Below are 13405 nucleotides of genomic sequence, written 5' to 3'. Positions count from 1 at the left end.
ACGAGCCCGGGCGGCCGTCACTCGGCCGCCCGGGCTCCTCTCCCGTCGTCACCCCCCCCGTCGGCGGGGTTGCGCCGGGTTACACCGGCATGGGCACGGACACGAACCGCTTGCCCGACTCGTTCTCGACCACGACCTCCTTGACGTTGGCCGGGTCCACCGCCGCCGAGCCGTCGAGCGAGGCGCCCTTGCCCTCGCCGTTCTGGCTGCCGACGACCCAGCTGCCCGCTGAGGTGCGCTTGCCGTCCTTCCCGACGACGATCAGCAGGCAGCGCTCGCCCGGCGGGATCCCCGCCACGGCCGCGTGCACCCGTACCCACTTGGCGGCGGGCGTGACCTGCACGGTCATCCGCGCGTTGCTGCCCGGGTCGGTGGCCGAGGCCACCTTCGTGCCCGCCACCGGGGGTGACGGCTGCGCCGTGACCGTCGGCGCCGGCGGCAGCGGCTGGGCGACCGGCCCGCCGTCCGCGGAGCCCAGCTGCGCCCCGGCCCAGAACACGGCGGCCAGCGAAGCCGCCGCGGCCAGTCCTGCGACGCTCCAGCGTCGGCGCCGCTCGCCCGACGCCTCGCCCCGCATCTGCCGCAGCGTGCGCTGGAGCAGCAGATCACCGCCCTGCGGCGGTCCGTCGAGGAAGGCCTCCACAGGCACCTCGCCCAATGCCGCTTCCATTTCGCGCAACGCGGCCACCTCCTCACGGCATTGCACGCAGCCGCTCATGTGCTCTTCGACCCGGCGCACGTCCTCCGCCTCCAGGACGCCGAGAACGTACGGGCCGAGCAGTTCCTCCTCGTGCCGCTGCCGGTTCATGCCACCACCTCACGCAGTCCGGCGGGCTGCTGGGGCGGCCTGCCCATTCGATTGCCCTCCCTGGTACTGCCTTGTCGGAACACCTCGCGCAGCGCCTTGAGGGCGTAGTGCGCACGTGATTTGACCGTGCCCGCCGGGATGCCCAGGCTGTCGGCCGCCTCGGCCACGCTGAGCTGGCGGTAGTACAACTCCTTCAGCACGTCCCGGTGCTCCGGGGACAGCTGGTCGAGCGCACCCAGCACGGTCATCGTGTCCACCACCGAATCGGCGTGGTCCAGCTCGACCGGGGGAGCGGCTGCGGCCCCGGAAACCTCCGCGGGGCGGGCGGCCTTGGCCCGGTAGCGGTCGGTGATGATGTTGCGGGCCACCGTCAGCAGCCAGCCGCGCACCGAACCCTTTCCGTTGACCAGGACCTCGGAATGCCGCCAGGCCCGTATGAGGGTCTCCTGGACGACGTCCTCGGCCGTGGCCCGGTCCCCCGTCAGCCGGGTGGCGTAGGCGAGCAGGGCGTGGCCGTGCTCCTCGTAGACCGACCTGATCAATGCCTCGTCGGTCGAGCCCCGCCGCGTGCGGGGCCACAGTGGTCCGGCCATCTCACCCTCTCCGTCTTCCTCGCCCATCTGGTGCGGACAGAACACGCCGCCCGACGGGACCTGGTTCATGTGACCCCCGTCACTTCGACGGGGTGGTCCTCAGGTGCGGCAGCCGAGCCCCTCGTTGAGGCATGCGACGATCGCGGCCATCTGCCCGTCCGTCATGGCGTCCACGAACATCGCGTGGTCCGTCTTCGGGCTGTGCCGCTGCTCGGGGAACGAGTCGACGGCGACGGGCACGCCCGGCGCCACCTCGTACGCGAGGGAGATGCGCAGCTGCGGAACGGCGAAGGTGCCCTGCGGGCAGACGCCGTTGGCCGCGGGGAAGCCCAGGTGCGAGCGGTGGCCCGGGCTCTCGGTGTCCAGACCGTTCCAGCAGCTGGGGAAGACGAGCGTCCGGGTGAGGCGTTCACCGGCGGGGCAGCGCGGGTAGCGGGTGGTGAACCGGCCGGGGGTACCGGAACAGCCCCAGCGGGCGCGGACGTCGGCGTCGCTCGCGGCCGTGTACGCCACCGCGTCGCCGGTCATCGCGCGCAGGAAGCGCGGCATCGGCACGACCTTGCCCACCGGGCTGCCGCGGAACTCCACGGAGACCGCCGCCTCGGGCAGGATCTCGCCCGAGTTGCCGTGCCCGGCGGAGCTCTCGTGCGGGTGGCTGCCCGCCCGGTCCAGCCGGCGCAGGACGGGCCAGTAGTACGTGGACCGGTCGCCCCCGCGGCAGCTGGTCGCGGCGGCGGCCAGGGAGGCGTCGGTCGACATCGCGTTCGTGGACAGGTTCCCCACGTACGCGTGGGTGTGGTGGGCGCCCGAGCGCAGTCCCGGCGACACCACCAGGTTGTCCTCGTTGTAGTGGCGCTCCTCGTTGCGCCCGCAGTCGACCGTCACGGTGCCCGTCGAGGCGTCGGGCCCCGCCGACGGCTCGCGGGGGCCGAGCGGTACGTCCTGTATGTCCACGTAGTCACGGGAGTTCATCCCGGAATGCACCGTCCCGTCGGGGCTCGCCACCCGGGCAGCGCCCAGCACGGCGGCGGTCAGCCCGATGCCGAGCACCAGGCAGACGAGCAGTGTGAGCAGTCGGCGTTCGTTCCGCATGCGGGTCACGGTCGCCGCTGCGCGCCGCAGCGTCAACCTGCCATCCGCATGTCGGCCAGGCCGCGGCCCGCAAGCTTGCCGAGCCGGCGGGCGACCGCGCAGAGTACCCGGCATGACACCCGCTGAGCTCCTGCACGCGTTCGCCCGCACCCGCGCCTCGCTCGACGGGGCCGAGGTGACCTTCTGGTGGTCCGGGGACGTCCACTCCTGGGCCCCGGACCAGCCGTACCGGCGCCTCTTCGGCTTCGAAGGAGTCAACGTCGCCCGCCTCGTCGAGGACCCGGAGAGCGGCGGCTTCCAACTGCTCACCAGGGAGGCCGCGTTCTACCTGGATCCGCAGACCCGGGAGATCCTGGACACCTGGGAGGGCAAGCCGGTGATCCACATCTGGAACGATCCGGCCAATCTGCGGCTGCGGCCGTTCCCGGTCCCGCTGACCGAGCTCGGGGACCAGGTCTGCTTCAGCCTGGAGATCCCGCTCGCCCACCCCTCGCCGCTGCCGGTCGCCGACTACCCGCTGAACTCCGCCGACGACACGTACAGGGCGCTGGAGCTCTTCCAGTTCTTCGCGCCGCGCTCGGTGCTCGCCACCGACGAGCCCGGCGTCCCGTGCACCATGTCCTGGATGCGGATGTCCCCGTGGCTGCCCTGGATGGAACAGGGCCAGAGGCCGGGCGGACTGACCTTCCACTGCCGGGGCCGCAAGCTCGCCTCCTACGCCGAGGTCCCCGAGCGCACCCGTGCCCACATCGCCGCCCACCACCCCGAGTACGCGCACGCCCCGGAGAAGTGGACCGAACCCAACGAGAACAGCTGGACCTACTTCCGCAGGCACCACGAACCGCAGCCGCGGTCCTGACGGGCCGGCCCCGTACGGCCCAGCCCGGGATGCGGCACGTGCCCGGGCCCGACGATGATGGTCGGGACCCGGCAGCGGGCTCGTACGCGCGCGCAGATCGCTCGATCGCACGGGCCGCCGACGCCCGACGCCATCGCCGTCCCGCTTCGCGGCCATGAGCGGCCTCAGCCCAACAGCGCGGGTGGAGGAGGAGTTGTGGCAACTCTGGCTCGGATCGCCCTGGACGGCGGGGGCGGCCTTCTGATCGAGGCCACGCCCGGATCGGTGGCGTTGGAGGGGCCGGTGAAGGCCGGTCGCCTCGCCGACGCCATCCACGACCTGCCGGAGACGCTGCAAGAGGCGCTGGTTCCGATCACGGAGGCGGTCCGCGCCACGCTCGACCAACTGCGCAAGGCCCGGCCCGACGAGATCGTGGTCGGATTCGGTGTCGACCTCGCGTTCGAGGCCGGGGCGGTGATCACCAAGACCGGCGCCGGCTGCCACTTGAACGTGACCGTGGCATGGAAGGCGTCCGCCGCCGCACGACCGGGCCCGGACGGCAGCAGGGGCTGACCCGGGTGGACAGCGCTGCCGAGGGGCCGGATGCCACCGGGGGGCCGCAGGGCGCCCACACCCCGGGAGCGGGAATCCCGCCTGCCGTGGCCCAGATCCTCGGTGCCGGCGGGGCGGTGGCCGGCGCGGGCTTCCTGGTGGCCAGGGACGTCCTCGTCACCTGCGCGCACGTCGTCACCGGCGCCGGATCCGGGCCCGGCGGGAGCCTGCAGCTGGTCTTCCCGCGCGCGGCCGGCGCGCCCCGGGTCGAGGGACAGGTCCTCGAAGAGCCGTGGCGGGCCCCCGAGCACGAGGACGTGGCCGTCGTCCGCCTGAGCAGCGCCCCGCCGGACGTGGAGCCGCTTGCGCTGGGCTCTGCCGCGGGCAGCGAGGGCCACGAGGTGGTCTCGTTCGGGTTCCCCGCCCAGGCACCGCCGGGCGGACACTGGGGCTACGGTCGGGCCGGGAACTGGCTGCCGGCCATCGAGGGCAGGAGCGAGCGCCTCCAGCTGACCGACGCCAACTCCCTGACCACCGGGTTCAGCGGCGGGCCGATCCTCGACACCAAGACCGGCCTGGTCATCGGCATGCTCACCGAGATCACCGCCCCGGACGAGCACGATCGGGGGCTGGGCATCGCCTACGTCACCCCCGTACGGGTCCTGCGCGAGGTCTGGCCCGGTCTGGTGGAGCAGGACGTGTGCCCCTACCAGGGGCTGGAGCCGTTCACCGCGGAGCAGGCCCACTGGTTCGAGGGCCGCAAGGACGCCGTACGGCAGGTCATCGCGAGCCTGGCCCGGCAGCGGCGGGTGACCCTGCTGCTCGGCCCCTCCGGTTCGGGCAAGTCCTCCCTGGTCGAAGCCGGCGTCCTGCCCGTGCTGGCGCAGGGCGGACTGCCCGGCAGCGACCGTTGGCTGCACGTCGTCGCCCGGCCGCGGCAGAACCTGCTGCTCGAGATCGAGCGCGCCGGGCTTCCGGGGGCCGCCACCGACGGGATCGCCGCAGCCGTCACCCGCAGACTCGAGGCCGAACCCGCCTACGAGCGCGTCGTCCTGGTCATCGACCAGTTCGAAGAGCTGCTCGCTCCGTCCGGCAACGGCCGGCAGCACGCACACCGCCAGGCCGCGACGGACCAGATCGCCGAAGCGGTGAAGTCGCATGCCGAGCTGAGCGTGATCCTGGTCATGCGTGACGACTTCTACCCCCAGCTGGCGGCCCTGGCCCGGATCGTGGAGGCGGCGATGCCGGGGCTCCTCAACGTACCGAGTGCGCTGAGCCAGGAAGACCTGCACGACATCATCACCAAGCCCGCCGAGGACCTGGGGGCCCGTTTCCAGCACGGGCTGCCCGAGGAGATCATCAGCGACGTCCTGGACATCGCGCCCGAGGGCGCTGCGACCCGCGAGGCACCCGTCACGGCACTCCCCCTACTGGAGCTGACGCTCAGTCAATTGTGGCAGAGGCGCCAGGACGGATACCTCACGCACGAGGCGTACCGGCGCATCGGCGGAGTCAGGGGCAGCATGACCACGTGGTGCGAGACGGCCCTCAACCAGCTGCCCCCCGATCACCGGCTCGTCGCGCAGCGGATCCTGACCTCTCTGGTGCGGCCGGCCGACCCGGCCCACCACATTCCCGCGATCCGCGCGCAGGTCCCCCTGCACGACCTGCGCGACCTGGCGGCCGACCCCCACGCCGGCCCCGACGCCGGCGGGGCCGTCGACGAGGTGCTGGAGGCCCTCACCGGCTACCGCATCATCACCACGCACACGCCCCGCAGCCCCGACGGCGCCGACACGCCGGCCGGCCCGCCGGTCGCCGAACTGATCCACGACGCACTCATCCAGGACTGGGGCACGCTGCGCGACTGGGTCAGCCAGGACCACCGCTTCCAGGACTGGCTCGAGGGCACCCGCGAACGGCAGGAACGCTGGAAGAAGAGGAGCGATCCGGGGGACCTCCTCGGGGGGACGGCACTCGCCGAAGGCCTCGAGTGGCAGCAGCAACGCCGCCTGCCGCGCGACATCTGGGACTTCCTCGCGGCGAGCCAGCAGCGCCAACTGGCCGTCATCCGGCGCAGCAAGATCACCATCGTGATCCTTGCCGCCCTGCTCGTCATGGCGCTCGTCGCCGTGGGCGGAGCCGTCTGGGAGTGGCGGGCGGCCGAGGTCCAGCGCCGTACGGCCCTCTCCCGCGAGCTCGCCGCCCAGTCCGAGACGCTCATCAGCGCGAACCCCGACCTTGCCGCGTTGCTGGCCATCAAGGCGTACCGGGAGAGGCACACCCTCGAGTCGATCAAGAGTCTGGACGTTGCCGCCGCCCTCCCGCTGCGGCGGCGCCTGTCCGACCACACGGGAGCGGTGTGGTCGGTGGCGTTCAGCCCCGACGGGCACACGCTCGCCACCGGCAGCACCGACAGGACGGTGCGGTTGTGGGACGTGGACACGGGTACGAGTCGCCCCCCGCTGTCCGGCCACGGCGGCGCGGTACGGGCCGTGGCGTTCAGTCCCGACGGGCGCACGCTCGCCAGCGGCAGCGGCGACAGGACGGTGCGGTTGTGGGATGCGAAGACCGGCGGGTTCCGCACAACGCTGTCCGGCCACACCGGCGCCGTGCGGTCGGTGGCGTTCGGCCGGGACGGCGTCCTCGCCAGCGGCGGCGAGGACGGCACGGTGCGGTTGTGGGACGTGGACGCCGGTACGGCGCGTACGCTGTCCGGCCACACCGGACCGGTCGTCTCGGTGGCGTTCGGCCGGGACGGCGTGCTCGCCAGCGGCAGCGAGGACGGCACGGTGCGGTTGTGGGACGTGGACGCGGGTACGGCGCGGACGCTGTCCGGCCACACGAGAGCGGTGGAGTCGGTGGCGTTCGGCCCCGATGGGCGCACGCTCGCCTCCGGCAGCCTCGACGGCACCGTGCGGCTCTGGGACGTGGAGGCGGGCACGAGCCGCCCGCCGCTGGCCGGCCACGGCGACAGCGTGTGGTCGGTGGCGTTCAGCCCGGACGGGCGCACTCTGGCCACGGGCAACTCCGACCGCACGGTGCGGTTGTGGGATCTGCACGCAGGCACGAGCCGCCCCCCGCTGCTCGGCCACGGGGACGGGGTGTGGTCGGTGGCGTTCGGCCGGGACGGCACGCTCGCCAGCGGCGGTGACGACAGGACGGTGCGCCTGTGGGACACGGACACGGACATGGCCCGCCCCCCGCTGTCCGGTCACACCGGCGCGGTCCGGTCGGTCGCGGTCAGTCCGGACGGGCGCACGCTCGCCAGCGGCAGTGACGACAAGACCGTGCGGTTGTGGGACGTGAAGACCGGCAGGCTCCGCAGAACGCTTCCCGCCCTCGGCGGCCCGGTGCGGGCGGTGGCGTTCGGCCCCGATGGGCGCACCCTCGCCAGTGGCGGTGACGACAGGACGGTGCGGTTGTGGGACCTGGACACGGGCACGGCCCGCGCGCTGCCGGGGCATACCGGGGCGGTGCGCTCCGTGGCGTTCAGCAAGGACGGCGTCCTCGCCAGCGGCGGTGACGACAAGACGGTGCGGCTGTGGGACGGGGAGAGCGGCAAGCTCCTCAGAACGCTGTCCGGCCGCACCGGCAAGCCGGTGAGCTCGGTGGCCTTCCGCCCCGACGGGCACGTCCTGGCCACCGGCAGCACCGACGGCTCGGTGCGGATGTGGGACGTGAAGACCGGCAACCTCCTCCGAACGCCCTCCGGCCACACCGGCGAGGTGGGCTCGGTGGCGTTCAGCCCCGACGGGCGCACCCTGGCCACGGGCAGCCGCGACGGCACCGTGAAGTTGTGGGACGGGGACACCGGCCGGCATCGCAGCACCCTGCCGCGCTCCACGTACCCGGTGCACGCGGTGGCGTTCAGCAGGGACGGACAAACGCTGGCCACCGGCAGCGACGACTCGGACGTGTGGTTGTGGCACGTGGCCACGCGCAAGGTCCGCAGCAAGCTGTCCGGCCACACCGCCGTGGTGGAGTCGGTGATGTTCGGCTCCGGCACCCTTGCCAGCGGCAGCGAGGACGCGACGGTGCGGCTGTGGGTCGTCCGCGATCCCGATGCATCGATCAAGGAGATCTGCCGGTCCGTCAACCGGAACCTCACCGAGGACGAACTCAGGTCGGTCGGCCGCGTCTGCCCGACCCGCTGAGGCCGCCCCGCGGCGCACGGGACCTCGAACGAACGCAGCCCGGCACGGCCTGACCCCTCACCGGGGGCAGGCCGTGCCGGGCTGCGGGCTGGGGTCCTGCCCGGGTTGGGAGGCATGCCGGCTTTTGTCCTGAGCCCGCTCTGCGGCTGCCGCCGGAGGACGCCTCGAGGCGTGGTCGGCCCGCGCTGGGCGGGACACCCCCGCGGGAGGGCCCAGGAGGGCGGGAGGTAGGGTCCCGGGGAGGTGTAGGGGGGCGTCAGGGGGGTGGACAAGGGTTTTCCCGGTATCGGGTTCATCCTCGCGTTGCCTACTGTCTGCCCACCGGCGATCTTTCCCACCCCGAACGGACCCCGCGCCAACCCCACATGGTGTGAAGCCGTACGGCCGGGGGGATCGCCCGCACCGCCGTTGCCCCTGCCCCGCCGAAGCGGCCGGGGCAACGCGGCGAGCAGCGGTGGCCGGGACGGGCGTGACCAACCCGTCCCCGGCCCCGTAGCCGCCGGTTCACCTCCCACACAGCTCCAACCGCCCGCTCCGGCTTGCCCGGAAACGGCTCGCGAAAGGGAACACCGTGCACGCAACGAGACGCAGGCTCATATCCGTGGTGGCGATGTCCGTCACCCTGCTCGCCGGCTCCGCCACCGCTTCCGTGGCCCTGACCGGTGCGGAGCCCGCGCCGGCCCCGGCCGCCGCCTCCACCCTCCCGGCCGCGGGCGCGCCCGCCGCCCCCGCTGCCGCGCCGGTGCAGAACCTGATCGTCGGCTACAAGTCCTCGGCCACCGAGGCCAGTTCCAACAAGGCCGCGGCCGACGACGCCACCGCCAAGGGCAAGAAGGCCGGCAACAAGAAGGCGAAGTTCGACCGCCGCCTCGGTACCGGTGCCGCCCTCGTCAACCTCGGCGGCTCCGTCGCCCCCGCCGAGGCGGCCGACGTGATGGCCCAGTTCCGTGCCGACCCGGACGTCGCGTACGTCGAGGCGGACTCCCGCGCCTACGCGATGGCCACCCCGAACGACACCGAGTACGCCAAGCAGTGGGACCTCTTCGAGCCCACCGCCGGCATGAACGTTCCGGCGGCCTGGGACAAGACCACCGGCTCCGGCGTCACCGTCGCCGTGATCGACACCGGCTACGTGGCCCACTCCGACGTGGCCCCGAACATCGTCGCCGGCTACGACTTCATCAGCGACTCCACCGGCGCCCGCGACGGCAACGGCCGCGACAGCGACCCGGCCGACCAGGGCGACTGGAGCGCCGCGAACGAGTGCGGCACCGGCTCCCCGGCCAGCGGCTCCTCCTGGCACGGCACCCACGTCGCGGGCACCATCGCCGCCGCCACCAACAACGCCAAGGGCGTCGCGGGCATCGCGTACAACGCGAAGATCCAGCCCGTCCGCGTGCTCGGCAAGTGCGGCGGCACCACCTCCGACATCGTCGACGCCATCACCTGGGCCTCCGGCGGCACCGTCGCGGGCATCCCGGCGAACGCCACCCCCGCCAAGGTCATCAACATGAGCCTCGGCGGCTCCGGCGCCTGCACCGCGTCCTACCAGAACGCGATCAACGCGGCCGTCGCCCGCGGCACCACCGTCGTGGTCGCCGCCGGCAACAGCAACGCGGACGCGGCCGGCTTCTCTCCGGCCAGCTGCAACAACGTGGTCTCCGTGGCCGCGACCAACCGCACCGGTGACCGCTCGTTCTACTCGAACTACGGCGCCAAGGTCGACATCGCCGCGCCGGGCGGTGAGACCCGCCGCGCCACCGACACGCCCGGCACCGTCACCACCCCCGAGAACGGCATCCTCTCCACCCTGAACAACGGCGCCACCACCCCGGGCTCCGAGATCTACAAGCCCTACCAGGGCACCAGCATGGCCGCCCCGCACATCGCGGGTCTCGCCGCGCTCGTCGTCGCCGCCAAGCCCTCGCTGACCCCGGCGCAGGTCGAGGCGGCCATCAAGGCCAACGCCCGCCCGCTCGCCGGCACCTGCACCGGCGGCTGCGGCGCCGGTCTCGCCGACGCTGCCGCCACCGTCAACGCCGTGACCTCGCCGACCACTCCGGCCTTCGAGAACACCACGAACGTGAACATCGGCGACAACACCACCGTCGAGAGCCCGATCACGGTCAGCGGAGTGGCGGGCAACGCCCCGGCCGCGCTCAAGGTCAACGTGGACATCAAGCACACCTACATCGGTGACCTGAAGGTCGACCTGGTGGCCCCGGACGGCTCGGTCTACACCCTGAGCAACCGGGCCGGCGGCGGCACCGACAACATCAACCAGCAGTACACCGTGAACGCCTCGTCCGAGGTCGCCAACGGCACCTGGAAGCTCCGCGTCAACGACAACGCCGGCGGCGACACCGGCTTCATCGACTACTGGAGCCTCGGCTTCTGAAGGCCCGATAGTACGGACCATTGAGCCCCGCGGACCTGCTGATACATCGCGTATCGGCAGGTCCGCAGCCGTTTCCTGACAGCTGACTGAATTCTGCGTCACAATCCGTGTCCACCCGGCATCCGACCTCGTATTGTCGCGTCTCACAGGAGAGGCACAGAGTGGGGACCGAGAGGCTGGTGGCTGTGCGTGGTGGCGGCGACGGGGAACGCTGACACGACCGTCGGACACGGTGAACTGATCAAGGCGGTCGAACGCGCGCTGACCACGCACGGGCGGGCGCTCCTCACCGGACCCGCCGGCGCGGGCAAGACGGAGGTGGCCGGCACGCTCGCGGCCGCGGCCGCGACCCGGCACGAGACCGTGCTCCGCCTCGCCCCCGAGGCCGCCGACCAGTGGATACCGGAGGCCTCCGCCGCCGCGCTCCTCGCCTCCGTGCCCTGCGCCGCGCTGGAACGGCTCTCCGGACCCCAGCGCACCGCCATCGCCCTCCTGTGCCGCGAGGCCGACGCACCCCGGGCCGGCCGCGACCACGTCGCGCTGCGCCTCGCCGTCGTCGAGGTGCTCCGCACGCTCGCCGCCCGCACCCCCGTCCTGCTCGTCCTCGACAACGCCCAGTGGCTGGACGCGGAAAGCACCGATCTGCTCCGTTTCGCCCTGCGCCTGACCCCGCCCCGCGTACGGGTCCTCGTGGCCGAGTGCGTCCAGGGCGGTGCCCCCGTCGGCGGCCCCCTGTGCGGCCCCGGCACCCCCGAGATCCGGGTCCCCCCGCTCGGCGCCGACGAGGTGGCCGAACTCCTCGCCCGCCACGGCCTCCCCGCCCGCCTCGCCGGCCGCATCCACCAGGCCAGCGGCGGAAACCCCCGGCTCGCCCTCGCCCTCGGCCACTCCCTCGCCGAAGCCGCCGAGGCCCGCGACGCCAGCGCCCACCACGCCGACCCCCTGCCCCTGTCCGGCCAGGCCCGCGAGGTCGCCCGCCGGCTCCTCGCCGAAGCCCCGGCCCGGGCCCGCCGCACCCTGCTGCTCGCCGCCCTCGCGGCCCGCCCGACGACCGCCCTGCTGCGCCGGGCCGGCCGGCCCGACGCCGAGGCCGAACTCGCCGAGGCGGAACGGGCCGCGCTGGTCACGGTCGGGGAGGACGGCGCCGTCGCCTTCACCGCCGGCGCCCTGCCCATGGCCCTGGCCGCCGACGCCGGCTGGCCCGAACGCGCCGCCGGACACGCCGCGCTCGCCGCCGCCGTCGACGACCCCGTCCAGGCCGTACGACACCGCGCACTGGCCGTGGACACCCCCGACGAATGGCTCGCCGCCGAGATCACCGAGGCCGCCGCGGCCTGCCGGAGACGAGGCAAGCGCGCCCTGGCCGCCGAACTCGGCCTGCTCGCGGCCGAACGTACGCCGACCAACCGGCCCGGGGACGAACTGGCCCGCCTCGTCGCCGCCGCGGAGGACGCCGGCTGGGCCGGCCGCGCCGATCTCGCACGCCGCGCCACCCGCGCCGTACTGGCCCGCGACGCCTCGCCCGCCGACCGGGTACGGGCCCGGCTCGCCGTGATCGACGCCGCCGGACAGGCCCTCGCCGACCTCGACGAGACGTTCGCGTGCGCGATGGACGACGCCGCCGCGGACCCCGCCCTCCAGGCGGCCGTGCAGCTGCGCATCGCCACGAAGTACAACCTCAGCGACGGCGATCCGGTCCGCTCCCGCGACGCGGCCGCCGAGGCCGGCGCACTCGCCGCGAAGGGCGGCGACCAGGTCGCCGAGGCCATGGCGCTGACCGTACGGGCCCGCATGGGCCGCATCCTCGGGGACCCGGACGCCGAGGACATCCTGGCCGAGGCCCTGGCCCTGCCCGCGCCCGAGGTACCGCTCGGGATGCGCAACGCGCCGCAGTACCTCGCCGTCCGGCACGCCCTCTTCGACGACCGCCTCGCCGACGCCCGGCGCCAGCTGCTCGTCCTGCTGCCCGCCGTCCGGCGCACCGGATCCGCCGAGGACGTCTTCGAGGTGCTGCGCAGCCTCACCGAGGTCGAACTGCGGCGCGGCCGGTGCACGGCTGCGTCCGCGCACGCCCGCCGCGCCCTGGAACTGACCATCGAGGCGGGGCTCTCGCCCGGCCCCGCCTGGTACGCCGCCGCGATGGCCGAGGCCATGGGCGGCAGCTTCGCGCGCGCCGCCGGATACGCCCGGCGCGGCATCCAGGCCTCGGAGGAGGAGCACGACCAGGTGTTCCTCTCACGCAGCCTGTACGCGCTCGGCCTGACCGAGCTGGCGACGGGGGAGGCCGCGAAGGCCGTGGCCACGCTGCGCCGGGTGGCCGACCTGGAGGCGGCCCAGCAGGTCGTCGACCCCTCGATCCTGCGCTGGCACGGAGAGCTGGCCGAGGCCCTGGTGGCTGCGGACGCGCCCGACGAGGCCGCGGAACTGCTCGGCGCCGTCCGTACGGTCGCCGTCGGCCTGGGGCGCACCACGGTGGTGGCCGCGCTCGACCGGGCCCGCGGGCTGTGCCTGTCCGCGCACGGCGATGCCGAGGCCGCCGTGCACCTGCTGCAGGCCACGGCGGACCGGTTCGGCGCGCTCCAGCTGCCGGTGGAACGCGGCCGTACGCTGCTCGCCCTGGCCCGGGTGGAACGGCGCCGCCGCCGGCGCGCGCCGGCCCGCGCCGCGCTGCGGGCGGCGGCCGAGGTGTTCACCGCGGCCGGCGCGAAGCCCTGGGCGGAACTCGCCGCCGAGCACCGGGAACCGGCGCCGGCCGGGGGCGGTACGGCCGTGGCCCTGGCCGCCCTGACGGAGGCGGAGGCCCGGCTCGCCCTGCTCGTCGCCGAGGGCGCCAGCAACCAGGAGGCGGCCGCGAAGCTCTTCGTCAGCGTCAAGACGGTCGAGGCCCGGCTGACCCGGATCTACCAGAAGCTCGACGTACGCTCCCGAGCCCAGCTGGCCACCACCCTGCGCACCCGCTGAGGGGGC

8 protein-coding genes are annotated in these 13405 nt (G+C 73.8%); 5 read left to right on the top strand and 3 right to left on the bottom strand.

Annotated elements, in window-relative coordinates:
- Positions 1–79 precede the first annotated feature (79 nt).
- The 3 genes from ACFYXK_RS26335 to ACFYXK_RS26325 form a co-directional block, all read right to left on the bottom strand.
- Positions 80–808 carry an anti-sigma factor family protein gene (locus ACFYXK_RS26335; RefSeq protein ID WP_389413340.1) on the bottom strand — a complete coding sequence of 243 codons (729 nt, stop codon included), beginning with the start codon at positions 806–808 and terminating at the stop codon, positions 80–82.
- Positions 805–1401 carry a sigma-70 family RNA polymerase sigma factor gene (locus tag ACFYXK_RS26330; RefSeq protein WP_053787647.1) on the bottom strand — a complete coding sequence of 199 codons (597 nt, stop codon included), beginning with the start codon at positions 1399–1401 and terminating at the stop codon, positions 805–807. The genes ACFYXK_RS26335 and ACFYXK_RS26330 overlap by 4 nt, the downstream gene beginning before the upstream one ends.
- Before the next feature lie 99 nt (positions 1402–1500).
- Positions 1501–2493 carry a DUF1996 domain-containing protein gene (locus ACFYXK_RS26325; protein WP_389413339.1) on the bottom strand — a complete coding sequence of 331 codons (993 nt, stop codon included), beginning with the start codon at positions 2491–2493 and terminating at the stop codon, positions 1501–1503.
- Positions 2494–2605: 112 nt separating this feature from the next.
- Here ACFYXK_RS26325 and ACFYXK_RS26320 point away from each other — a divergent pair, with 112 nt between their 5' ends.
- The 5 genes from ACFYXK_RS26320 to ACFYXK_RS26300 all read left to right on the top strand — a co-directional run bounded on the left by ACFYXK_RS26320 (position 2606) and on the right by ACFYXK_RS26300 (position 13399).
- A complete protein-coding gene (locus tag ACFYXK_RS26320) occupies positions 2606–3352 on the top strand; it encodes a DUF1838 family protein (protein ID WP_389413338.1) in 747 nt (248 codons plus the stop codon).
- Between the two features lie 195 nt (positions 3353–3547).
- A complete protein-coding gene (locus tag ACFYXK_RS26315) occupies positions 3548–3904 on the top strand; it encodes a CU044_2847 family protein (RefSeq protein ID WP_389413337.1) in 357 nt (118 codons plus the stop codon).
- The gene (locus tag ACFYXK_RS26310) at positions 3853–8040 is read left to right on the top strand and encodes a trypsin-like peptidase domain-containing protein (RefSeq protein ID WP_389413336.1); all 4188 of its coding nucleotides are present in this window, start codon (positions 3853–3855) and stop codon (positions 8038–8040) included. Before ACFYXK_RS26315 ends, ACFYXK_RS26310 begins: the two co-directional genes overlap by 52 nt.
- A 610-nt stretch (positions 8041–8650) precedes the next feature.
- A complete protein-coding gene (locus ACFYXK_RS26305; protein ID WP_389413418.1) occupies positions 8651–10438 on the top strand; it encodes a S8 family serine peptidase in 1788 nt (595 codons plus the stop codon).
- 189 nt (positions 10439–10627) lie between these two features.
- Positions 10628–13399 (top strand): AAA family ATPase, encoded by a 2772-nt coding sequence (locus ACFYXK_RS26300; RefSeq protein ID WP_389413335.1) that lies wholly within the window; start codon positions 10628–10630, stop codon positions 13397–13399.
- Positions 13400–13405 lie beyond the last annotated feature (6 nt).

This window comes from Streptomyces sp. NPDC002209, from assembly GCF_042890265.1.
Taxonomy (GTDB): Bacteria; Actinomycetota; Actinomycetes; order Streptomycetales; family Streptomycetaceae; genus Streptomyces.
The sequence above is the reverse complement of the archived record's forward strand: the minus strand, read 5'-3'. Positions and strand labels throughout refer to the sequence as shown.

Coding starts and splice junctions, on each gene's coding strand:
- ACFYXK_RS26305 (WP_389413418.1), top strand. CDS start 8,651: ATGTCCGTCACCCTGCTCGCCGGCTCCGCCACCGCTTCCGTGGCCCTG.
- ACFYXK_RS26330 (WP_053787647.1), bottom strand. CDS start 1,401: ATGGCCGGACCACTGTGGCCCCGCACGCGGCGGGGCTCGACCGACGAG.
- ACFYXK_RS26325 (WP_389413339.1), bottom strand. CDS start 2,493: ATGCGGAACGAACGCCGACTGCTCACACTGCTCGTCTGCCTGGTGCTC.
- ACFYXK_RS26310 (WP_389413336.1), top strand. CDS start 3,853: ATGGAAGGCGTCCGCCGCCGCACGACCGGGCCCGGACGGCAGCAGGGG.
- ACFYXK_RS26335 (WP_389413340.1), bottom strand. CDS start 808: ATGAACCGGCAGCGGCACGAGGAGGAACTGCTCGGCCCGTACGTTCTC.
- ACFYXK_RS26320 (WP_389413338.1), top strand. CDS start 2,606: ATGACACCCGCTGAGCTCCTGCACGCGTTCGCCCGCACCCGCGCCTCG.